This is a genomic window from Corynebacterium sp. 22-2729 (assembly GCF_053479475.1).
Genome location: NZ_JBRBCA010000005.1, coordinates 99126 through 120689, shown reverse-complemented (window position 1 = coordinate 120689; position 21564 = coordinate 99126). Strand labels below are relative to the sequence as shown.

22 protein-coding genes and 1 pseudogene are annotated in these 21564 nt (G+C 57.9%); 5 read left to right on the top strand and 18 right to left on the bottom strand.

Annotated features, from left to right (window positions below):
* Positions 1-14: 14 nt before the first annotated feature.
* From ACUY2T_RS05140 to ACUY2T_RS05115, 6 genes and pseudogenes are all read right to left on the bottom strand, one after another.
* Entirely contained in the window at positions 15-1046 is a 1032-nt protein-coding gene (locus ACUY2T_RS05140) for a DUF2157 domain-containing protein (RefSeq protein ID WP_448307800.1), read from the bottom strand.
* A 446-nt stretch (positions 1047-1492) separates the two neighbouring features.
* Positions 1493-1636: pseudogene (locus ACUY2T_RS05135) on the bottom strand (IS481 family transposase); the annotation flags it as partial.
* Between the two features lie 809 nt (positions 1637-2445).
* Positions 2446-3012, bottom strand: coding sequence for a cysteine hydrolase family protein (locus ACUY2T_RS05130; RefSeq protein WP_049358769.1), 567 nt, complete (start codon positions 3010-3012; stop codon positions 2446-2448).
* Positions 3013-3123: 111 nt separating this feature from the next.
* Positions 3124-3486: a DoxX family protein gene (locus ACUY2T_RS05125; protein WP_034972524.1), complete on the bottom strand. Its 363-nt coding sequence runs from the start codon at positions 3484-3486 to the stop codon at positions 3124-3126.
* A gap of 211 nt (positions 3487-3697) precedes the next feature.
* Positions 3698-4303 (bottom strand): methyltransferase domain-containing protein, encoded by a 606-nt coding sequence (locus ACUY2T_RS05120; protein WP_434828314.1) that lies wholly within the window; start codon positions 4301-4303, stop codon positions 3698-3700.
* Positions 4304-4829: 526 nt separating this feature from the next.
* On the bottom strand, positions 4830-5765 hold the full coding sequence (locus tag ACUY2T_RS05115) for a Ppx/GppA phosphatase family protein (protein ID WP_035002620.1): 936 nt from the start codon (positions 5763-5765) through the stop codon (positions 4830-4832).
* Between the two features lie 165 nt (positions 5766-5930).
* On the opposite strand from ACUY2T_RS05115, the gene ACUY2T_RS05110 reads away from it, so the two are divergent.
* A complete protein-coding gene (locus tag ACUY2T_RS05110) occupies positions 5931-6803 on the top strand; it encodes a hypothetical protein (RefSeq protein WP_448307856.1) in 873 nt (290 codons plus the stop codon).
* Here the strand turns inward: ACUY2T_RS05110 and ACUY2T_RS05105 are convergent.
* The 7 genes from ACUY2T_RS05105 to mshA all read right to left on the bottom strand — a co-directional run bounded on the left by ACUY2T_RS05105 (position 6800) and on the right by mshA (position 12520).
* The gene (locus ACUY2T_RS05105; protein WP_293790818.1) at positions 6800-7492 is read right to left on the bottom strand and encodes a response regulator transcription factor; all 693 of its coding nucleotides are present in this window, start codon (positions 7490-7492) and stop codon (positions 6800-6802) included. The two genes, ACUY2T_RS05110 and ACUY2T_RS05105, sit on opposite strands and share 4 nt — an antisense overlap.
* Before the next feature lie 131 nt (positions 7493-7623).
* The gene (locus ACUY2T_RS05100) at positions 7624-8928 is read right to left on the bottom strand and encodes a sensor histidine kinase (protein ID WP_448307799.1); all 1305 of its coding nucleotides are present in this window, start codon (positions 8926-8928) and stop codon (positions 7624-7626) included.
* Between the two features lie 5 nt (positions 8929-8933).
* The gene (locus tag ACUY2T_RS05095) at positions 8934-9698 is read right to left on the bottom strand and encodes a phosphoglyceromutase (protein WP_448307798.1); all 765 of its coding nucleotides are present in this window, start codon (positions 9696-9698) and stop codon (positions 8934-8936) included.
* 56 nt (positions 9699-9754) lie between these two features.
* Positions 9755-10369, bottom strand: coding sequence for a YbjN domain-containing protein (locus tag ACUY2T_RS05090; RefSeq protein WP_448307797.1), 615 nt, complete (start codon positions 10367-10369; stop codon positions 9755-9757).
* Between the two features lie 62 nt (positions 10370-10431).
* On the bottom strand, positions 10432-10611 hold the full coding sequence (locus ACUY2T_RS05085) for a hypothetical protein (protein WP_296215380.1): 180 nt from the start codon (positions 10609-10611) through the stop codon (positions 10432-10434).
* Positions 10612-10684: 73 nt separating this feature from the next.
* On the bottom strand, positions 10685-11149 hold the full coding sequence (locus tag ACUY2T_RS05080) for a hypothetical protein (RefSeq protein WP_448307796.1): 465 nt from the start codon (positions 11147-11149) through the stop codon (positions 10685-10687).
* Positions 11150-11260: 111 nt separating this feature from the next.
* Positions 11261-12520 carry a D-inositol-3-phosphate glycosyltransferase gene (mshA, locus tag ACUY2T_RS05075; RefSeq protein WP_448307795.1) on the bottom strand — a complete coding sequence of 420 codons (1260 nt, stop codon included), beginning with the start codon at positions 12518-12520 and terminating at the stop codon, positions 11261-11263.
* Between the two features lie 157 nt (positions 12521-12677).
* On the opposite strand from mshA, the gene ACUY2T_RS05070 reads away from it, so the two are divergent.
* Complete coding sequence (locus ACUY2T_RS05070) at positions 12678-14411, top strand: long-chain-fatty-acid--CoA ligase (protein WP_293790825.1); 1734 nt, start codon at positions 12678-12680, stop codon at positions 14409-14411.
* Between the two features lie 29 nt (positions 14412-14440).
* On the opposite strand, the gene ACUY2T_RS05065 is transcribed toward ACUY2T_RS05070, so the two are convergent.
* Positions 14441-14728, bottom strand: coding sequence for a YdeI/OmpD-associated family protein (locus tag ACUY2T_RS05065; protein ID WP_448307794.1), 288 nt, complete (start codon positions 14726-14728; stop codon positions 14441-14443).
* 234 nt (positions 14729-14962) lie between these two features.
* Positions 14963-16252: a UDP-N-acetylmuramate dehydrogenase gene (locus tag ACUY2T_RS05060; protein ID WP_448307793.1), complete on the bottom strand. Its 1290-nt coding sequence runs from the start codon at positions 16250-16252 to the stop codon at positions 14963-14965.
* 23 nt (positions 16253-16275) lie between these two features.
* Here ACUY2T_RS05060 and ACUY2T_RS05055 point away from each other — a divergent pair, with 23 nt between their 5' ends.
* From ACUY2T_RS05055 to ACUY2T_RS05045, 3 genes are all read left to right on the top strand, one after another.
* Entirely contained in the window at positions 16276-16773 is a 498-nt protein-coding gene (locus ACUY2T_RS05055; RefSeq protein WP_448307792.1) for a DUF2505 domain-containing protein, read from the top strand.
* Between the two features lie 88 nt (positions 16774-16861).
* A complete protein-coding gene (locus ACUY2T_RS05050) occupies positions 16862-17713 on the top strand; it encodes a class I SAM-dependent methyltransferase (protein WP_448307791.1) in 852 nt (283 codons plus the stop codon).
* 79 nt (positions 17714-17792) lie between these two features.
* Positions 17793-18998 carry an LmeA family phospholipid-binding protein gene (locus tag ACUY2T_RS05045; protein WP_448307790.1) on the top strand — a complete coding sequence of 402 codons (1206 nt, stop codon included), beginning with the start codon at positions 17793-17795 and terminating at the stop codon, positions 18996-18998.
* A 20-nt stretch (positions 18999-19018) separates the two neighbouring features.
* Here ACUY2T_RS05045 and deoC read toward each other — a convergent pair whose 3' ends face one another.
* From deoC to ACUY2T_RS05030, 3 genes are read right to left on the bottom strand one after another with little or no spacing between them, the layout of a single operon-like run.
* Positions 19019-19750 carry a deoxyribose-phosphate aldolase gene (gene deoC, locus ACUY2T_RS05040; RefSeq protein WP_448307789.1) on the bottom strand — a complete coding sequence of 244 codons (732 nt, stop codon included), beginning with the start codon at positions 19748-19750 and terminating at the stop codon, positions 19019-19021.
* Positions 19747-20061, bottom strand: a complete 315-nt coding sequence (locus tag ACUY2T_RS05035) for a DUF2516 family protein (protein ID WP_448307788.1) — start codon at positions 20059-20061, stop codon at positions 19747-19749. Before ACUY2T_RS05035 ends, deoC begins: the two co-directional genes overlap by 4 nt.
* 5 nt (positions 20062-20066) lie before the next feature.
* A complete protein-coding gene (locus ACUY2T_RS05030; RefSeq protein WP_448307787.1) occupies positions 20067-21494 on the bottom strand; it encodes a DUF445 domain-containing protein in 1428 nt (475 codons plus the stop codon).
* Positions 21495-21564: the final 70 nt, after the last annotated feature.

Sequence of the window (21564 nt, the reverse complement as noted above, 5' to 3'; positions counted from 1 at the left end):
AACATATTGGGCTTCTATAGCCCCTGAACCAAACGCGGCCCGATCGTGAGCACGAGTCCAACGACGGCTGCGAGGATCATCAGCAGCTTGTCGCGGTGGCGTAGCAGTGCGTGTACCAAGCCGACGAGCAGCAGCGTCACGGCGATTGCCAGTACCAGCGCCAAGATCGTCGGCGCCTTGGCCCATACCAGGCTGAATCCGAAGAACACGCCCACGCCCACAGCGATAGCAAGGATCGCCTGCAGGATCATCATTGGCCAGGAAATCGTGTCGTCTTCGTATTCGACGACTTCGCCATCCTCGAGAGTGCGCTCGAGTTCCGCGAACTGCGCCCGCTCGTCACTCGACACGCCAGGCGCGGCTGCAGCTGTTACTGCCTTCTTCTTTGCGCTGTCTTTTTCGCGCTTTGTGACGCCACCCTTTTCAGGGGTCTTAGCGTCAGTACCCGAAGCCGCCTCAGCCGCAGCGGTGCCTGCAGCCGCGGTTCCCGCGGCCGTGCCGGCTGCTGCAGACTTGGAGGGCTTGATCGGCTTGGTGACCTTGGTGGCCTTAGTAGTCTTAGCGGGCTCAGTGGACTGAGTGGGCTGAGTGGGCTCAGCGGGCTTTTCCGCTACGCGACCGCGCGCAACATCTCCAAAGGTCGGCTCCGTCGCCTTCCGCCCCTGTGGAGCCTCGGCAGCCTTCATTGGGGAAGACTCAACGCTGGAAAGCTGACCAGTCTTTTCCTCCGGGCGCTCCGAAGTGCGGCTCACGGAACGCTGATCCTGCTGGAACTCTTGCTTCGGTGCTGACTCTTGCTTCGGTGCTGGCTCTTGCTTCGGCGCTGCGGGCTTCTCAGTTACCTTCGCAGCCGCGTCTTCCGGCTTAGCTGCCTTAGCTACGTCGTCCTCAGTCTGGACTACTGGAATGGAACCCGTCAGCTCGGCAACGGACACGCCGCCCTGTTCCAAGTTGCGGTGACGACGTCGACGCCGGCCAGTGTCAGCGGAACTGCTTTCTCGCCCATTGCGGGCGAGGAGTTCGGCGACTGTCAGCTTCTCACTCATCCATTGATCCCATCACTTGACCACCTGAATAACAGAGGCACGAGGCATTCGCCTACGTTCTGCCCTCAAGTGTCACTTTAAACATATGTCTTCAAACAGAGTACTGTACTCCCCTGCACCTGGCTTGGAGCAACTGGCGCTTGTCGCCCCACTTATAAGAAATCCAGTTCTGAGCCGACCACACCACACGATAACTAACCGGCAGGTTACTGTCATAGGGCATTCTTTCGGTGGACTGCTAGTGCACCTAGCTTTCATGAGGTTAGAGGAACCCGACTGGTGCGGTGCCTTATTCATTGAGCCATCGCATCTATATGAAGCTGCAAGAAGTTCAAAACGCATGCTGGAAGTAATGCGCGGTGTGGAACAACTACGCAATCCCTGTCTCCTAAGTCGGTTTGGCGGGGAACTCCTGGACGCCTCGACTGGACCATAATCCCTCGACGGGCGACGCGGAAGTAGTCGTCGATGACAGTGTGCACGAACGCGTAGCCGTGCTTCGGTCCGCCGTATTGGTTGCGGGGCTTGTCCGGCGTCGCACCGCGTTTACTGCCGCCTTGCTGTCGTCCGACATAACGCCAGCCGCCACCGGCAGACTCATGCAACGCTTCCCAACTGCCTTAAACGTCTCTCGCGCTCACGTGTGGCGGTGGGGTGCAACATAGCTTGTTCTTCCGGATCGATGTGAGCGCGGCTGGGTCAGGTCAGGGCGCGCAGCGCTGTCAAGGCGATAACGATCGCCACTTCGGCGAGGAGGACCTTCGTGCTGGCGACGCGGGTGATGGTTGTGTCCGGACATTGCTGGTCGACTAGTTTGACCTTGGCCGGAATCGCATGAGCGGGAGCGAGGAGGCACGGTGTGGATGGACATGGAGGGCGGGAGGGGCGGCCGAACGTGCCTTCTCCTCGTACACGGTCTGTGCGCGACGAACTGGCGAGAGCGCAAGACCTCTCAACTCTTCCTGGGCGTCAGTAAACACCTTCGCCCCGACCCTTGTAGACCCCGCGCGCTTTGGCACGGACGATCCTATCGGCCTGGGCTCCTTAATGATCGAAGCCTCAAACTCCGCCAACGAGCCCAGCAGACCCAGCATCAGTTTGGTGATTGGGGTGGAATCTTTCGAATAGGTCTGCCTCTCTTTGAGGAACTTCACCGACACCCCTTTTGCTTACCAACTCGTCAACAATGGCGTACAGATCCGTCAGTGAACGCGCGCACCGATCCATCTGAAGTACCCCAAGTTTTGTTCCGTTAGAGCAGACGGGAAAATCTGGGGCAGCTCAGACAGGTCCCACATAGGTTATGTTTGTACTCACAGCACTCACAGCCCCTGTAAGCCTTAGCAACCGTTCACCTCTCACGACTGAAACAAGCTGTATATAGCTAAAGTGCAACGTACTAATTGAAGTTTCTCGCACAGGTTTCCACATAGTTCGCCGTTGTCATTACGTTGGCAAACTCGCCATGAAGATTTGCAGCAGTGGCACGCATGATCTCATCTGCGGATACAGTTTTTCCTTCATGATCAGTGCGCGGGAAACAAGCAGTGGCATCTAGAATGAATGACACGTCGAATCCCAGATTTCCGGCCATGCGTGCGGTAGTTTCACAGCAGTGGTTGGTAGTGATGCCGCAAATTACGAGCTTGTTGATCCCCCGTGTGTGCAACCACTCTTCCAAGGACGGGGTACCGTAAAACGCCGAATTTACGTTCTTGGTGACTAACAAGTCGAAGTTTTGCGGCACGCAATCTTTGAATGAATGTTTTGCGGAACTTGGATGTAGTGGCGACCCTGGGTGATCGGAATCATGGCGCACAACCACGATCGGCCAACCCCTATCCTGCCAAGTACTCACCAGACGGGAAATATTGCTTTCACAGCCCGGATTGTTACGCTTTCCCCAATATGTTTGATCATCAAAGGCATATTGAACATCGATCACGATCAGTGCAGCAGGGTTCATAGACTTCCTTTTTAACAACAACTAGCTTGATTACTTCGAGGTTCGAGCACTATCGGTAGTCAACCTCAGACATTCTTCCTAGGGGTAGGCCATATCTAGTAATAGCTTTTGTTATCGTTTCGTCAGATTCATTGAGACGACTGTGGCACTGAGTGCTGTCATACCTAAGCAATTAACCCAAAATTCTCGCCCGAGGAAGTTTGCTCTGATGTGAGCAATGATGGCGAAGATGAAGTAGCCCAAAACCCCTACCGACACGGTTGCCGTCATCGAGTTGTTCTTGCTCACTGTTCCTGTGACTAAACCTGTCGCTGCGAGCGACTTGATTCCAATGAGCGCCCACCACCAGTCTTTGGGAAAGTTCACACCGTTGAGGCATCGGCTGATGAATTTCGGAGGCTTAATCGACATTAACGCATCCCCGGCAAGAACCGAGGCCAGCAGATAATTTCCACGGGTTGCTAAAGAGTTCATTGAAGCACCTTCTTAGACAAGAGATAGCGCGGTATCGCTCCTTCAACAATTTTAGTGCGCTGTCCCGAATTTTACCTCTCAGCGTTTACCCTGTTGTCATCTTTCCTGTGGTGTGCGCCCCTAAATGCAGCCTCACGTTCTATCGGAATCCTGTAGATCAAGAACAGATCATGCCAAACACGAAGAACCCATCCGTGCTCCATGAGTCTTCCTAAGGAAGTCGAGCTAGCACTGAAATATGAGGTCGCCTACCTTCGGAATCACGAGTATCGACGGAGATCACTTGAAAACCCGCAGACTCCAAATAGGTAACCAATCCCGCTTCCGACCAGTAGAAGGCCTCTGTGATCGCATGGCTAAACGAAACGCCCTGCTGCCCTAGGAACGCCCCGATAAGGAGAGTTCCTTTCGGTTTGAGGACCCTAGAAAACTCTCTTAAAGCTGCGCGGCGTTCTTTTGGTGTCATATGGATGAGTGAATACCAAGCAAGGATCCCGTCGAATCTAGAAGATTCGAACGGCATATCCAAAAGGTTACCTGTCTCGAAGGTGGCTAGAGGAAATCGCTGGCGTGCCGAGTCAACAAATTCTGGAACTATATCGAGACCCGTGACGTCACAGCCCAAACTACGCAGGAGTTCAGTCCAATGACCTGGCCCTGAACCAGCATCAAGCAAAGGACCATGAATATTCATCCCCCAATCAGTTATAAGGTTAACGTCTAGTGGATCCATGCTGTCGACATCACCTAGCGCCGCAACGTATTCGAAAGCACGCTCTGCATATGACTGCCGCACCCGCACTTTATCTCCCATCATTTCTTGTTGGCTGGTATTCAACGGAGACCTAGCAGACAACGCTGCGACTGGGTAAATCAGCGACAACAAAGAGCTCCAATGGTAAAAATCTATCGTGACCCATAGCGATCAAGCAGAAAGAATAGTCAGTCAACAACGCATGACCATAAAAATAGGTCTCATAGATCCAGGGTTGCCAGCGAGCTGCTAATTACTCCAACATACAAACTGTCACATGCCGTAAGAAGGTTTTCTGCATATGTGCCATGAACTGGACTGCTTGCGCTCAACTTCATGGTGGTCGGAGAGAAAGTAATCCATATTTCGATGACTCTGGTTGTGTCAGGCACCGCGTGGGGTACCGGCCTCACGGGATGTTTACTGCACACGATAGTCATCTAGAGGCTGCGAAACGCACACAGACGACAGGATGCAACAGACAAACTAGGAATTAAACCTAGAACGCTTCAAGCTTCATGAGGCGTATATTTGCCGGGTCTGCGCGACTGTCTGCGTAGACGGGGTCTATCAACCAGGTTAAGGACTGTTAGTTCGTCTGCGAACTATGGTCGAGCTGCCGGAAAATCACTCCTTCGCGCAGCGCCCACGGACACATGTGCAGCACGTCGATATCTAGCTTGCGCATCGTCGCTTCCGCCACAAGTGCACCGGCAACCACCTGGTGAGAGCGCTCGGCGCTTACTCCCTCCAGCTCCGCGCGATCGGCGGCAGTCATGCGGGAAATAAAGGCAATCAACTGGCGCAGACCAGCCTGAGTCAGCGTGCGCTTGACCCGCGGGCCTGCAGAAGAAGGCGCTGCACCTGTGAGTCGCGCCAACATTCTGAAGGTCTTAGACGTACCCACCGCCAAGTCAATATCACCGGAATCCAACAGCTTCTCCACCGGATCATTCAGCTCTTCATCGATGAATTCCTTCAGCGCAGCAATCTTCTTTTTCGACGGCGGATCAGTATCGAACCATTCGCGAGTCAACCGCCCAGCGCCCAGGTTCACACTGCAGGCGACATCCGGATCCTCGTTCATGCCGATGGACATTTCCAGCGATCCACCACCAATATCCAGATCGCAAATCCGTCCCGCGGACCAGCCGTACCAACGGCGCACCGCCAGGAACGTCAGCCTCGCTTCATCATCCCCCGAAAGAATCCGTAGGCGCACCCCGGTTTCCTTCTCCACTTTGTCCAACACCTTGTCGGAGTTTTCCGCTGAGCGGATTGCGGAGGTGGCAAAAGGCAGCATTTCCTCACAGCGGAACTGCTCGGACATCTCCTTCGCCAATGCCACACCGTTGAGGAGCTTTTCCTGCCCTTTGTGGTTAATCGCTCCCTTGTCATCCAGGTACTCCACCAAGCGCATGGGTGTTTTCCAATTGCTCATGGGGGTCGGCGGTCCGCCGCGCTGTGCATCGACGACCACCAGATGAACTGTATTGCTACCTACGTCAAGCACACCTAATCGCACGCCTCCCAGCCTAATGCGTCTACGGTGGAACTCGTGAATGAAACGTCTATGGAAAGCGAATCTGCAACCCCCTCGACGGTCCAGCCAGAAGGCCTCAACAACGGTCTGGCTACCGGCTACCCGGAGGGAACCCCTGCCGACCTTTCCATCCGAGCCGGCCGCGAAATGCCCGCTGACCACGCACGCGAATGGCTAGAATTCATCGACCCCGCCGATTCAGAACACATTATTCAGGTGGATCTCACCTGGTTGCTGTCCACGTACCGTTGCCGGTTTGGCACCGAAGCGTGTTTAGGTATTGACGCCGAGAATCCGGACGTCGGCTGCTGCACTCACGGAGCATTTCTCACGGATGAAGACGACCGTGCGACCCTGCGAAATGTCGCGGAAAAGCTCACCGCGGAAGATTGGCAGAACCGTCCCGCTGAAATGGAAGAATGGGAGGCGACTGGGCGTCATAAAAAACACAGCGACTACAGCAACGACAACGAGAACACAGACGAACTCGAGCCATGGCTCGAATGGGACGAGCTTGAAAACGACGAGGGCGAGATGGAACCCTCCCTCAAGACGGTAACCACGAACGGTGCGTGCATTTTCGCTAACCGCGAGGGCTTCCCGGCAGGTCAGGGGTGTGCATTGCATGCCTGGGCGCTGCGCAACGACGTGGAACTGACTGCAGCAAAGCCCGAGGTGTGCTGGCAGGTGCCACTGCGGCGACTCGAGGACTGGGAAACGCGGCCCGACGGGGTGGAGATGCTGCGTACGACCGTCACTGAATACAACCGGCGCGGGTGGGGCGACGGCGGCGAGGACTTCGATTGGTACTGCTCCTCGGATCCGAACTGCCACGCAGGTAGCGAGGCGCTATGGCGCACCGGGCGCGAGGAGCTGACAGAGCTCATCGGTGCAGAAGCCTATGAAGTCGTCGCGGCTCACTGCGCGGAACGTGAGAAGCTGGCGCGGATCTCACCGAGCGGATTCCCGCTGCTATCGATCCACCCGGCGACGGCGGAGGCACGGCGGCGCGGGCTCTAGGCCTCGAACTTGTAGCCCAAGCCGCGGACGGTCACCAGAATCTCTGGGCGCGAGGGGTTGCGCTCGATCTTGGAGCGCAACCGCTTGATGTGGACATCCAAGGTCTTGGTGTCGCCGACATAATCGGCGCCCCAGACACGATCGATCAGCTGGCCACGGGTGAGCACGCGCCCGCTGTTGCGCATGAGGTATTCGAGCAGGTCGAATTCCTTGAGCGGCATCGGAACCTTCTGGCCGTCAACGGTGACGATGTGGCGCTCAACGTCCATCATCACGCGATCTTCCTGCAGTACTAGACCATCCTCAGCTGGAGTCTCAACCTCGATTTCGCCACCGCGGCGCAGCACCGCGCGGATGCGGGCGATCAGCTCGCGGGCGAAATAAGGTTTGGTCACATAGTCATCGGCGCCGAGTTCCAAGCCAACGACCTTGTCGATTTCGCTGTCGCGAGCGGTGACCATAATTACCGGAACACTGGAGGTCTGGCGCAGCTGTCGGCAGACTTCCGTGCCGGACATGCCGGGCAGCATTAAATCCAAAAGGATGATGTCGATGTCCTCAGCTGCGAAGGTGTCTAACGCAGTCGGGCCATCCGGGGCCATGAAGACTTCGAAACCTTCTTTCTTCAGAAGGAACGCTAGGGGTTCCGCCAAAGACTCTTCGTCTTCGACAATCAAAACGCTCGTCACAGCTGCCGAATACCTTTCAAAAGAATATTTTCAAGCTACCGCCCCTATGCTAACGTCCGCGCAAGATTTAGGCTGTAGCAACCCCGAATACACGTAATTCATTGGGGGATTACCTGACGATAACCGGGCGGCTACCCTTCACGGCCGCGTTCTTCATCCCCCGTGGCCTCCTCGTTATTTGTAACTTCTGTATTCCCTGCAGCCTTTGCATCGTCCAGCCGCCGCTTATCGGGAATCACCGGAATCTCACCACTGGGCAAGTTCTTCGCGTTGCCCTCCTCGAATCGCGGTAGCTCCAGCGTGAAGGTTGAGCCAGTTCCGAGGCGGGACCACAAAGACACGCTGCCCCCGTGGTTGGCCATGACGTGCTTTACGATTGCAAGCCCCAGGCCTGTGCCTCCCGTGTTGCGGGACCGTGCCTTATCCACTCGGAAGAACCGCTCAAAGACGCGCTTTTGATCATCCTGCGAAATGCCAATACCCCGATCGGTGACTCGGATAATTACCATGTCGTTTTGCACGTCGCGGGAGATGGAAACGGGTGATCCTTCGGGCGAGTAGTTGATTGCGTTGGTCAGCAAGTTGGAGACACTGGTAACCAAGAGTCCCTTATCACCCTTCACCATCACGCCGGACCGCGAATCCTTCACGATCTCGATGTTTCGCGCCTCCGCTGCGAGTCGGCAGCGATCGATCGCATCTTCAATGACCTTATCGATGCTCAAGACCTCCAGATCCGGCAGCGATTCGGCACCCTGCAACTTAGACAAGCTGATCAGCTCGGTGATCATCTGATTCATGCGGCGTACCTCAACGATCAATTTCGAGCCGAAGTACTCAACCGCTTCCTCATCGTCACGCACCGACATAAGAGTCTCCACCAGCAAAGAGATAGCGCCCACCGGGGTTTTCAACTCATGGGAGACATTGGCCACGAAATCGCGGCGCGCGGATTCCATGCGCACTGTTTCAGAGTCATCGGCGGCGTACACCACCGCAAAACGATCATCCGCTAACGAGAGCAGCTGTACCTGACCGGCTACCGCAATAACGGGACGATTGCTGCGGCGTGGTGGTGGCAAAAAGTTCAACTGCCGCGGCTCCTGGTCGGCAAAGACTCGCTCCACCATCTTCCACGCCTCGGCATTGAGGTTTCGCTCATGCACCAGCCCGAGCTCGTGGGCTCGGGGATTCGACAGCACCACATTGCGCTTACGGTCCACCACCGCCACTGCATCGGGCGCGGATTGAATGGTGAAGTGGAGGACCTGGGCGACGGTAGAAACACGGTTGCCCTCGAGTTCCTTTTGGGTGCGGGTATTGCGTTGAGCCTGCACTCGTTTGCGGTATACCCACATGCCGAATGCGCCGAGGCATACGCCAAAAACCAGCCCCAAAAGAACCCCGAGGGCAAGCCCAGAGGTAAGGAAATCCAAGACTATTACTTAGCCTGACCCTGTGCGGCGACGGCGGCAGCGCCAGCTGCTGCTGCCTCCGGATCCAGGTAGTCGCCACCCTTGTTGAGAACCTGACCATTCGCGTCAATGCGGTACACCAGCGGAATGCCGGTCGGGATATTCAGGGCCGCAATGTCCTCATCGGAGATGTTGTCCAGGTGCTTAACCAGCGCGCGCAGAGAGTTACCGTGTGCGGCCACCAGTACGGTCTCGCCGTTCTTCACCCGTGGCTCAATCTCTTCCTGGTAGTAGGGGATGAAGCGCTTGACGACATCCAGCAGGCACTCCGTGGCCGGAACCTCTGGCAGGTCGGCGTAACGCGGATCGTTGGTCTGTGCGTACTCGTTGTCAGCGTCGATAGCTGGTGGCGGGGTGTCGTAAGAACGGCGCCATGCCATGAACTGATCTTCGCCGTACTTGTCTTTAGTCTCAGCCTTGTTCAGGCCCTGCAGTGCACCGTAGTGGCGCTCGTTCAGGCGCCAGTCGCGAACAACGGGGATCCAGTGACGATCCGCCGCGTCGAGGGCGATGTTTGCGGTGGTGATAGCGCGACGCAGCAGGGAGGTGTACAGGATGGACGGAGCCAGGCCGGCTTCCTTGATCAACTTGCCGCCGCGAACCGCCTCTTCGCGCCCCTTTTCGGTCAGCGCTACATCCACCCAGCCGGTGAACTGGTTGGAGGCGTTCCATTCACTCTGGCCGTGACGCAGCAGAATCAGATTTCCGTGGGAATTATTTTGCTCGCTCATACTCTCAATTCTGCCATGCTGCGCGCCTGCGCGCCCCGGATACGGCGGTACCGTGGCTATTCTCCCGATTCTGTGTCTGTTTCTTCGCCTTCGCCGTCACCGGCTAGATCCGGGACGCTCGGGCTCTTTGCTTCGGACGCCAACTTGGAGCCCGGTGGCGGAGCCAACAACTGAACCTCTTGTTCGGAGGGCTTGAGGTGTGCAAATGCAGCGAGGTTCATCGTGGGTTCGCCGCGCGACAGGCGCCATGCCCACTCGTGGCGGATGGAGGACGCAAAACCGCGTTCCAAAATGCGGTTGAAGTCCGCATCCGCCCTCTCCAGCACTTGGCCGAGGATCTGTTGAATTTCCTCACTACTTGTATTGTCCGAAAACTGGCCGACCAGATAAATGTCGTTGTTTCGATCCAGCGTGTAGTGCACTCCATAGCAGCGACGGTTGGCGTGCAGCAGAAGCTTGTAGACCTCTTCCTGGCCTTCTTCAACGGCACGGCAGACGAAAGCCTCCACGCGGAACATGCCGTCCTGCGGGATGAAGATGCAATTCGTCTTCAGGCGCTTTTCCCCCGGCAGCACAACTACAACATTGCCATCGTTACCGGCCGGTCCTTCGGGGACGGTGTATTCAACTTCCGCCTCGTCCAGAAGTTCACAAATCCTTGAGCGATCCATACGCCCCAAACTACATTTCCCCTTGCCCCGGCGCAGGTAGCTTCAGTCTTTATCCAAGGAAGTTACTCCCCGCGCTGGGAAAGCGCGCTCCACTTCCACCAGAACCAAGCAGCAAAAGCACTTAGCAGAACGGGTACCCAGGTCATTGCATAGTCATGTGTCATGGCAGCAACGACCAATGTAAGCAATGCGATGATCGACATGACCACCGCTTTGAGTTGTTCAATTTTCAGGCGATCCATTACCGAAAAACTCCTGATTCAAGGTTTCCAACTACCTCTCCACGGTAACAACAAAACCATTATCTCAGCAAGACTAAAAACTGCGAATTTTCCTTAAGAAAAGGTAAAGCAATAATGTTATTGAAACTACTACCTGAACGATACGCACCACAGTAATTGCGGGTAGATCTGCATGGAACGCAAGATACGAAAAACTCACAAGACACACGCCCGCGTAGAACATCAAAATCACCCCGGCCTGCTCGCGCCGATTCCGCAACTCCCTATACAGGTAAACGGCAGAGAAACCCCAGGTAAGAGCAACCACAGTACGGAGGATTAGTGCTCCAAGGATCACACCGCTTCGAACCCCTGGATCATCCACCCCTTCAAATGAAGAGGAGTGAGACGCAACAAAAGCATCTGCATAGCGGTGAAAGAATAGCCAACTACATAACAACGCAATAGTCGACAGTGATAATAGGATCGATACGAACCACAATCCAATGCGCGCCAAGTCGAGCGATTCCTCATTTTCCCCGTAAACATTTCCAGGCATTCTTATTTATCTCCTAGATAGCTTTGAGAAAGTGTAATGAAACTATTCTTCCAATCCTTTTATGGAGATTAGCAGTTATCCAGAGATGAGGTTTGTCTGGATGCTTGGCTTCTACCCGGCAGGCTGGCGCTCCCCACGGTGCCCCGCCGGCGGCAGCTCTTCGTACAAGTCGTACAAAGCTTCCGCAGTTGCCTGCCAGGAGAATTTCGCAGCATGACTGGGGGCATACTCCCCCATAGCGATGCGCAAGTCATCATCCATCACGAGTCTGCCCAAAGCATCCGCCCAGGCCTCCGTATCGTGCCCTTCCACCAAAAGGCCCGATTTCTCATCGTCCACTGCGATCGGCAAACCGCCCGTCCGAGTGGCCACGACCGGTGTGCCGCACGCCTGCGCCTCCAGCGCCACAAGACCGAAGGATTCGTTGTAGCTGGGCACCGCCACAATGTCGGCTGCCTGGTAAACGCCCACCAGTTCCTCGGGCGGGCGCGGCGCCAAGAAACGCACGAACCGACTAATCCCCAGCTCTTGGGCCAGCAGCTGCAGTCTTTCCAGTTCGTTGCCGCCTGCCCCAGAAGAACCACCACAAATTACCACCGCCAACTGCTGTTCCGGATGCCGGCGGCGCAGCTCCGCCACCGCCCGCAGCAGCACCTGTGGGCCTTTCAATCGCTGCAGCCGACCGACAAAACCAATCACCTTCGCTCGGAAGGGAATACCTAGATCGCGGCGCGAACGCTCAGTCGCGCGATCCGATCCAGGCGTAAACCGGTCGACATCTGCGCCAGGTGGGACGACTTTAATAGCGCACGTTGTGGCGTCGTACCCCTCAATAAGATCCTGCACCTCCTGGTCCGTGTTGACGATCAACAAGTCCGCATTGTCCACAATTTGCTGCTCGCAGATGCGGCGCGATTCCGGCTCGCGCGAATCACCATCGGCCAAGGAGTTGTTCTTCACGGCCGCTAGCGTGTGGGCGGTATGCACCCAAGGGATTTGCCACAAATCGCGCAGCAGCCATCCGACCTGACCAGACAGCCAATAATGCGAGTGGATCAAGTCGTAGGTGACCCCCTCTTCGCGACAAAAAGCCAGGATCGACCCAGTAAACGCTGCCAGCTGCGTAGGCAGCTCCTCCTTCGACAACCCCTCATAGGGACCAGCCACGCAGTTAATCACCCGCAACCCCGGCCGAACGTTAACCACTTCGCCCTGCAGTGGACGTGTTGCACGAGTAAAAACATCGACGGTGACGCCCATACGTTCCAACTGCTCAGCGGTATTTTTGACGTATACGTTCATTCCGCCGGCATCCCCCGTACCAGGCTGCTCGAGGGGTGAGGTGTGCATGGAGATCATTGCGACGCGCATACCGCCCCAGCTTAGACAGATTAGGGCGGAGCTGGGGAGCGAGGTGGCGTCAATAAAATTTGCTTAATTCGGCCAAAGAAAGAGAAGAAGTTAGTTAGTCTTCCAAAGTAACGTGCATCACGTTAAAGACTGTTTCTTTAAGACCAAAGGGATCTACATGACTGACATCGAGCGCCCAGAGGGAACGGCCTGGAAGGACAAGCCCTACCTGAAGTACTACGCGGAGTGGACCCCGCACAGCCTGGAGTACACGGATGACACCATGGCTAAGCTTCTCGACCGCACCGTCGCCGAACACTCGAGCGCCGACATTTTGGATTTCTTCGGCCAAACCATGACCTACGCCGAATTCCTGAAGCAGGTAAAGAGCGTTGCCGCCGGCTTGCGCGAGCTGGGAGTTCGTTCGGGTGACCGTGTAGCGGTGGCGCTACCGAACTGCCCGCAGCACCTGCTGACAATTTTCGCCGCACACAAGCTCGGTGCCGTCGTGGCAGAACACAACCCGTTGTACACCGCACGCGAGCTGGAAGGTCCGTGCAAGGACCATGCCGCGAAGGTCGCGGTAGTTTGGGACAAGATCGCCCCGCTATTCCAGGAACTTTCGCGTACCACACCGATCGAAAAGGTCGTCAGCGTGAACATGATCGATGCCATGCCGCTAGTTAAGCGCCTGGCACTGAAACTGCCGATCAAGTCGCTGAAGGAAAAGCGTGAACAGCTGCACGCGGAGGCGCCTGGCACCATTCCTTTCTCTGAGCTGCAGAGCCCCAAGATGGGCGGCGACGGTGCCGATATTCAGAACTGCCCGGATACGAACCAGGACTCCCCTGCGTTCATCCTGTTCACCTCCGGCACAACCGGTAAGCCAAAGGGTGCACAGCTAACGCACGGCAACGTCATGTCCAATGTTGTCCAGGGGCGTTCTTGGATCAGTGGCATCGGCGAACGCGGCCAGGAGAAGTTCCTCGCCGCCCTGCCACTGTTCCACATCTACGGGCTGACGCTCACCGCTGCACTGGCTGTGTCCACCGGCGGAAAGCTTCTGCTGCTGCCGAAGCCGGAGATCCCACTGATCGTGGACCAGCTGAAGCGCGAGGTTCCCACCTACATGCCGGGTGTGCCGACCCTGTATGACAAGATTCTGACGGCCGCCAAGGAGCACAACCTCGACCTGAGCGGCATCGCCAACGCGTTGTCCGGGGCCGCTCCCCTGCCAGTACACACCACCATGGAGTGGGAGAAGCAGACTGGCGGAAAGATCGTCGAAGGTTACGGTCTGACCGAGTCCGGACCGATCCTTGTGGCGAACCCCGTCACTCCGGAGCGTCGCGCAGGTTACATTGGCGTTCCCTTCCCGGATACTGAATTGCGCGTGGCTGACCCGGAGGACTTCAGCAAGACCATGCCCGACGGCGAGGCCGGCGAGCTGCTGGCTCGCGGCCGCCAGGTGTTCAACGGGTACATCAACATCCCAGACGAGGATCAGCCTTTCCACGAGGACTGGTTCTGCACCGGAGACATGGCCGTAATGGAGCCGGATGGATTCATCAAGATCGTCTCGCGCATTAAGGAAATGATCATCACCGGCGGGTTCAACGTCTACCCAGCCGAGGTTGAAGAATTCCTCGAAGAGCACGAGCAGATCCAGAACGCCGGCGTGGTTGGTCTGCCACAGGACGACGGCTCCGAGGAAGTCGTCGCAGCGGTTGTCCTGGCGGATGGTGTCAGCGAGGCCGACTTCGACAAGGAAGCCGTGCGTGAGTGGGCTCGCGAGGGACTGACCCGCTACAAGGTGCCGCGCCGCTTCTTTGTGATCGATGAGATGCCGACCGATCTGATCGGCAAGATCCGGCGCCGCGAAGTGAAGGATCTAGTTCAAACGATGCTGTAGTGGGGGCGTGAGGGCGTCGAAAAATCGCCCTAGGCGTGGCCGGTGCGCTCGCGGTGCTTGCAACCGGGCCAGCAGCACGGGCGACGCTTCCCCTCTTCGAGCTCTTCCCGAGTTCGGCGAATACGCCGGGCTCGGGTTTCGGCTTTCTTAGCGTCCGTGACCCAACAAATAAACTCGTTGCGACCAAGCGGAGTGAGACTTTCCCACACCTCGAGGGCGCTAGCATCGGCGCGAAGGGCAGTGCCGAGATCTTCAGGCAGCGCGTGCACTACCCCGCCAGTAATACCTTCCCAGTTGAGCTGGGCGGATGCGGCCATGGTCGCCCCTTTCGCTTTCGTTTTAGAGCACTATAAAAGAAAGCTACTGCTTTTCTAGCGGGGCACCAAGCGCCGCAATGTCGCTATTTCGGGAATGCCTTAAAGAGAATTATCACCACTTAAACAAAAGCCCAGGTCAGAGCGTTGCAAAAAATTGGGCGGCTGCAAACTCAGCGACACATTCCCGTTCTAGCGACATTCAGGGGGTGGCTTGGAGCCGATTTGAGCAGCCAGCTAGTCGATACTCACGCCCACCCAGATTGGCTCCGGCTCCAGCACTACTCCGAAGGCCTCGTGTACCCCGGCGCGCACAGCCCGAGCCAATTCCACTACATCTTCGCTGGTGGCAGACCCGCGATTAGTTAGGGCAAGGGTGTGCTTAGTGGATAGAGATGCACGGTCATTACCCGGAACATGCCAGCCCTTGGCAAAGCCAGCACGCTCAATCAGCCACGCCGCCGAGAACTTGAACTGCTGCACGCCGCCAGCACCGCTACCCTTCACCGGATACAGTGGCATCGACTCCGCCTCCGCCTCGCCACATCGCTCACGCACTGCAGCCACCACCGCATCGCGAGCCTCTTCACCAGTGACAATCGGGTTCGTAAAGAACGAACCGGCCGACCACGTATCGTGGTCCGACGCGTCCAGAACCATGCCCTTCCCGGCGCGCAACTCCAGCACAGCCTGTCGCACATCAGCGGCGGGCCGGCGGATCTCCCCGGCAGCAGCCTCATCTGCATCCACCCCCAGGCGCCGAGCCAGCTCGCCGAAACGCAACGGCACACTCAACCCATCGGTGGTCAGCTGGAATTCCACCGCCGTCACCACCGCCCGGGACGTGAACTTCAGATTCGAGTACCTATATCCCAACTCCAACGCAGCTGGCTCAACCCATTCCAGCTCCCCGCTTGCCCGGTCGAACAACTGCACACGCCGCAGCACCTGAGCCACCTCTGCGCCATAAGCTCCCACGTTCTGCACCGGCGTGGCTCCAACGGATCCAGGAATCCCGCTCAGGCATTCCAGTCCGCCGAGCCCAGCTTCAACGGTCGCCGCTACCAGCTGATCCCACTCGATGCCCGCAAACGCGCGCACCACACCGGTTTCGCGGTCAATCACAACCTCGACCTCGGAATTAGCCTCTGCATTGGCCTCGGCACCGGCGCCCTGGTTTTCGACGCCCGCTCCCCCGTCGCCGGCACTCATCAGCACCACGATCAACTGAGATACCTCATCCCCCTCGCCGACCACGAGGTTGGATCCTCCGCCGACGACCAAGAGTGGTTGCTTGTGGGCGTCAAGAAGAGAAACAACCTGAGCAACAGCCTCAGCCGACGAGCACACTACAACTCCAGCGGGCGCGGCGCCGATGCGCAAAGTAGTCATGTCGGCGAAAGAACGGCTGGTGACGTGCACACCGGGGATGGCTGCGGAGTCGTTTACATTGCCGCGCAACCGCTCCAAAAGGTGCTGCGCGCGTTCTTCGGGCGTGATTTGTGCGAAGTTTGTCGAATCAGTCACACCACTAAAGGTAGTCTGTTGGCATGACTACTCACAGCGAGAACACTGCAACGATTAACTTCCCTATTGAAAAGGTTTACGAGGCACTCTCCTCTGCGAACTACTGGGCCTACGAAGCCGAGAACATTGGCGACGAGCCGGGCGAGGTGAACTCCTTCACCCCGGATCCGATCGAGGTCGTCCTCTACGAGCTGCTGCCGAAGTCCGCACTGCCGGAGGCCGTGCGCGGCATGGTGTCCCAGGATCTGAAGCTCAAGCGCGTCGTCGAGTTCGGTCCGCTGGCTGACGGCACCACCACCGGCAAGGTCAACGCGGAGGTCAAGGGCGCTCCGGTTTCCTTCTCTGCAGACGTCACCCTGAATGGCAATGGCGACGCTTCCGAGCTGAAGGCCGACTGCGCCGTGGACGTGAAGATCCCTATGATGGGCGCCGTTTTGGAGCCAAAGGTCGCCGAGTGGGTCGAGGAGTTCCTGACCCGCGAAGCTTCTCTGATTCAGAAGTGGATCAGCGACAACGCTTAAGGACCGAACGCCTAAGGTTCGGGGCGTTCGCCTCAAAACCAACTCACTCTAGCTAACCCACCAAAACCGAAAGGCTCGGCTAACCCGCGTGGCTGACCACGCCCACAATCTCAAGGCCCGTTCGTGGAACACGGACGGGCCTGTTGGCGTACCTACCCGTGGCACCACCGGCTACAACCGACTACGCAAATCCGACCGTTGGCTGATAGCGCAGCCGCGGGTGCAAGCCCAACTGCGGAATGCGGTACTCCACGAACACCGCACTCCAGTGGCTGTAGACGTGGGATACGGAGCCTCCCACACCACTACTTGCGAGTGGGCTCGCTGGCTCCGCACTATCGCGCCCACTGTGGACGTTACGGGGTTGGAGATTGAGCCTTCCCGCGTGCTGCCGGACCGTGAGGGCGTGCATTTTGCCCTCGGGGGTTTCGAGCTGGCGGGGTTACAGGCCGACGTGGTGCGGGCTTTCAATGTGCTGCGGCAGTACGACGTAGACCAAGTCCAGGCTGCGTGGGACGTAATGCGCGCGAATCTGCGCCCCGGTGGGGTGATTATCGAGGGCACATGCGATGAGATCGGTCGTCGCTCATGCTGGGTTCTGCTCGACCAACAGGGGCCACAATCGCTGACCCTTGCTTGGGATCCGCAGGACATAGAAACCCCGTCCGACCTTGCCGAACGCCTGCCGAAAGTCCTGATCCACCGGAATACTCCGGGGCATCGCATCTACGACGTCCTGGCCGAGCTCGACCGTTGCTGGGAGCACGCTGCCCCCTTGGCTGTCTTTGGCCCGCGGGTGCGGTGGCGCTCGGCAAAGCGGGAGTTCTTGGACTCTCTTGGCGACGCCTACCTCCCCGCGGCGCGGCTCAACCCACGCCGCCGCCTGGCGGATAACTCAATAACTCTGCCATGGTCAGTGGTGTGCGAGTCTGTGGATTAATTGTCCGTCCCCTGACAAACACAGACGAAAGCTAAGATACGGGTTGGCACAATTTCGACGATAAGGAACACTGATACGGGTGACTAACCCACAAAACCCTTCACAGAATCCGAATCCGAACTCCGGCAACGGGGATCCAATCCCCAGCGGCGGTTTCGGCGGTTCCCACAATGACGAAAATCAGACGGCCGTCTGGAACAACAATCCGGGTAACGGCATGTCCGGAAACGCACCACAGTACGGCGGGCAACAGACTCGGCAGCCCCAGCAATACGGCGCGCAGCAGAATCAGCAGTATGGTGCCCAGCAGTATGGCGCACAGCCCTGGCAGCCGAACCAGCAGCCGCAATTCGGCCAGCCGGGTCAGGGTATGATCCAGCAGCCGAAGAAGAGGCATCTAGGGTTGAAGATCTTCATCAGCCTCCTCATCGTCATCGTCTTGCTCTTGCTGCTCGCCGAGTTCGGTGTGCGGTGGTTCATGAAGGATCAAATTAAAGCCGGTTTCAAGGACCAGATGCAGGAATCCGGCATCTCTACTTCTGAGGATCCCAAGGTATCCTTCGGCGCCTCACCCCTCCTTTTGGGACTGGTGCAGCAAAAGATCCCTCAGATGACGGTCGACATTCCTTCTACGCTGGATATTTCCTACGAGGGGCAGGATAAATCCAAGCCGATTGTCAAGGGACAGCCTGCGGTGCACATGGAACTGCGAGACATCGAGTTTGACAGTCAGGATGCGAACAAGTCCACAGCAGGCGAGCTCAAGGGTCAAACGACCATCCCCAAGGAAATGCTCCTGGCGCAAGCAAATGAGAGCGCCGACGATGACAAGAGCAGTGATCCAATCAGCGGGATGATGCAGCTTACTGACGTCAAGCCGAACCCGGATAAACAAACCCTGACCTTCGAAATCACCGGTGGTTTGGCTACTTTCGAGGTCAAGCCAACTGTCCAGGACGGCAAGATGAAAATGGAGATGGACAGCTTCTCCTTGCTGGGCTTCGAACTCCCGGAGTCTTTCACTAGCCAGCTGGAATCTCAGTTGGAGGATTCCGTCCCAACTGATTTGCAGGGCGGTATGAAGTTCGAGTCCATCAATGTAACGGACGCAGGTATGGAGATTCACATGTACGGCCAGGACGTTAGCCTTAACGAGCTGGAATCAGATACCACAACCAACGGCGGAGGCACCGGCAGCGGTTCTGGTGATTCCAGCAAGAACACCGATGTCACCCGCCCTTGGAAGAACGACGGCCCGGTAGGTTCCTCCGCCCTGGCGGCCTAGCAGCTCTCCAACAGGCCTGGCTAGCTGCCCAGCACTTGCGCGGCAGCGGAAACACCCAGGCGCGTAGCCCCGGCCTCAATCATCGCCACGGCGGCCTCCCAGTCGCGGATCCCGCCAGAGGCCTTAATGCCCACCAGCCCCGCGGCGATGCGTTCTTCCTCCCCCATGCCGAATGGCGCTAGCTTCCCCAGCTTGCGCAGCTCGTCGGACATAATGCTCACAGCCTCCACGCTCGCTCCACCTGCAGGGTGGAAACCCGTGGAGGTTTTCACATAATCCGCCCCGGCCTGCACACTCGCGCGCACAGCCGTGCGCAGCTGCTCCTCATCTAGCACTGCGGACTCCAGGATTACCTTCAGCACCAACGGGTGGGGTACGGCCTCCCGCACAGTGATCAGTTCCCCGAGCAGCGCGTTTTGATCCTTCGCCAGCGCCGCTGCTACGTCGATCACCACGTCAATCTCGTCGGCGCCGCACTGCGCGGCATAACGCGCCTCAGTGGCCTTCACCAAGGAGGCATGCTTGCCGCTGGGGAACCCTGCCACGGTGGCGATGCGCAGCGTGGCGTCATCAACCAAAGAACCCACAGGCAGCATCGAGGGCGAGACGCACACCGCGCCACATCCCAAATCGCTGGCTTCGCGGATCAAGGTGGCGACATCATCGCGCGAGGCTTCGGGCTTCAACAGAGTCGCATCCAGAATTGCGGCGACGGACGCGCGGGAGACCTTAGAACGATCGAAAGAAGTCACCAGGAACCACCCGCATTATCCAGCACATCGCGGATTGCAGGGCGCACGTCCTGCCAGTAAATACCGACGATGACGGCTGCAATAATCCACAGCAGCTCGATGGAAATGAAGAAGCTAAGGATGGACAGCGCCACCGCAGCGCCCATCAGCATCGACCAGTTCTGCTTCTCGCGATCGATCACCGTAAAGGCATCGTCGCGGGTGCTAAGCAGCTGCGCCAGCCCGGTTGCCGCCAGCACGAAAATCGCGACAGCCAGCGCCAGATTAATGCCCGAGTAGGCGTAATAGAACGCCGTGAAAACCGTATTCATGCCCCTCAGCCTAACGCAAAGATCAATTCAGTCAGGGAGTAAATCGCCAGGCCAGCTAATGCGCCCACGATTGTGCCGTTGACGCGAATAAACTGCAGGTCTTTGCCCACCATCAGCTCGATCTTGTCAGAGGCCTCCTGCGCGTCCCAGCGCTCGACCGTCTCGCCAATGATGCCGGTGACCTCGCCTGCGTAATTGTCGGCAAGGTAGCTGGCTGCTCCGACGATGCGGCGTTCTAGCTCTTCGCGGAGCTTCGGTTCTTCTTGGACTCGACGCCCATAGTCCTCCACCCATTGCGCGATCCTGCGACGCAGCAGGGAATCTGGGTCGCGGGACCAGGAGGTAAGTGTCACGCGGGCGGACTCCCACAGGCGGCCGGGCATTGCGGTGACAGGCCCGGAGGTCATTACATCGTTCTTGAACCCCTCAACGCGCGCAATCATCTTTTCGTCGTGTTGCAGGTCTTGGGAGAGTTGGTAAATGAACGAGCGCAGTTGGCGGCGGGCATCGTGGTTCGGGTCGCGGCGGACATCTCCGGTGAATTCCACCAGCTCGCGGTACACGCGGGAGCCGACGAGTTCGCGGACGAAGCGCGGTGCCCAGGTGGGTGTGCGCTCGTCGATGAGCCGCACGACGAAGTCCTCGGAGGTGCGGGCTTTATCGTCCATCCAGACCACAATGGCTTCGACGGCGGGTTCCGTGCGGCCCTCTTCGATGAGCTGTTCGAGACCGCGGCCCAGGGGCGGGCCCCAGGTGGGTTCGCTGAGCTTGTCGATGACCAGTGCACGAAGCACCTGTTCGGCTTCCGCAGGGTTGATGCCATTGACCGTGAGGTCGATGATCTTGCCGACTTCCTGGGAGACGCGCTGCGCCCCACCCCCATCGACGACCCAGTTGCTGGCGCGTTGTGGAATGCGTGCCTTGCGAAGCTTGTCGCTGATGAGGGCAGCATTGAGGAAGTTCTCGCCGACGAATTCACTGAGCGCGTGGCCGACCTGATCCTTCTTGCGCTTGATAATGGCTGTGTGGGGGATGGGGATGTGCAGCGGGTGGCGGAATAGCGCGGTGACGGCGAACCAGTCGGCGAGTGCGCCGACCATACCGGCTTCGCTAGCTGCACGAACGTAGCCGATCCAGGCGCCGGGGTTGCCCTGGTATTCAAGCCAGCGCATGGTGATGTAGATGAGGGTGGCGATGACCAGGAGGCCAGTGGCGATGGTCTTGTGCTTTCTCAACTCGGCTCGGCGAGCAGCTTCGGTGGCGGGATCTGGCCCGGGCACTTGGGACAGTGGTGAGTCCAAGCGTGGTGATGCCTGGGCGGCCTGTGGTGATGACGGCCTGGGGGTCTGGGGCGATGTTGGCTGGGCCGCTGGTTGCTGCTGATGCACAGGCTCGGGTCGGCCTGATGCAGTGGAGTTTTCGGAAGCAGTCATTGTTCAATTATGGCACCACTTGGGGCGTCAATATGGGTCCCGTTGGGTTCCAGCGATCCCCGCATGTGCT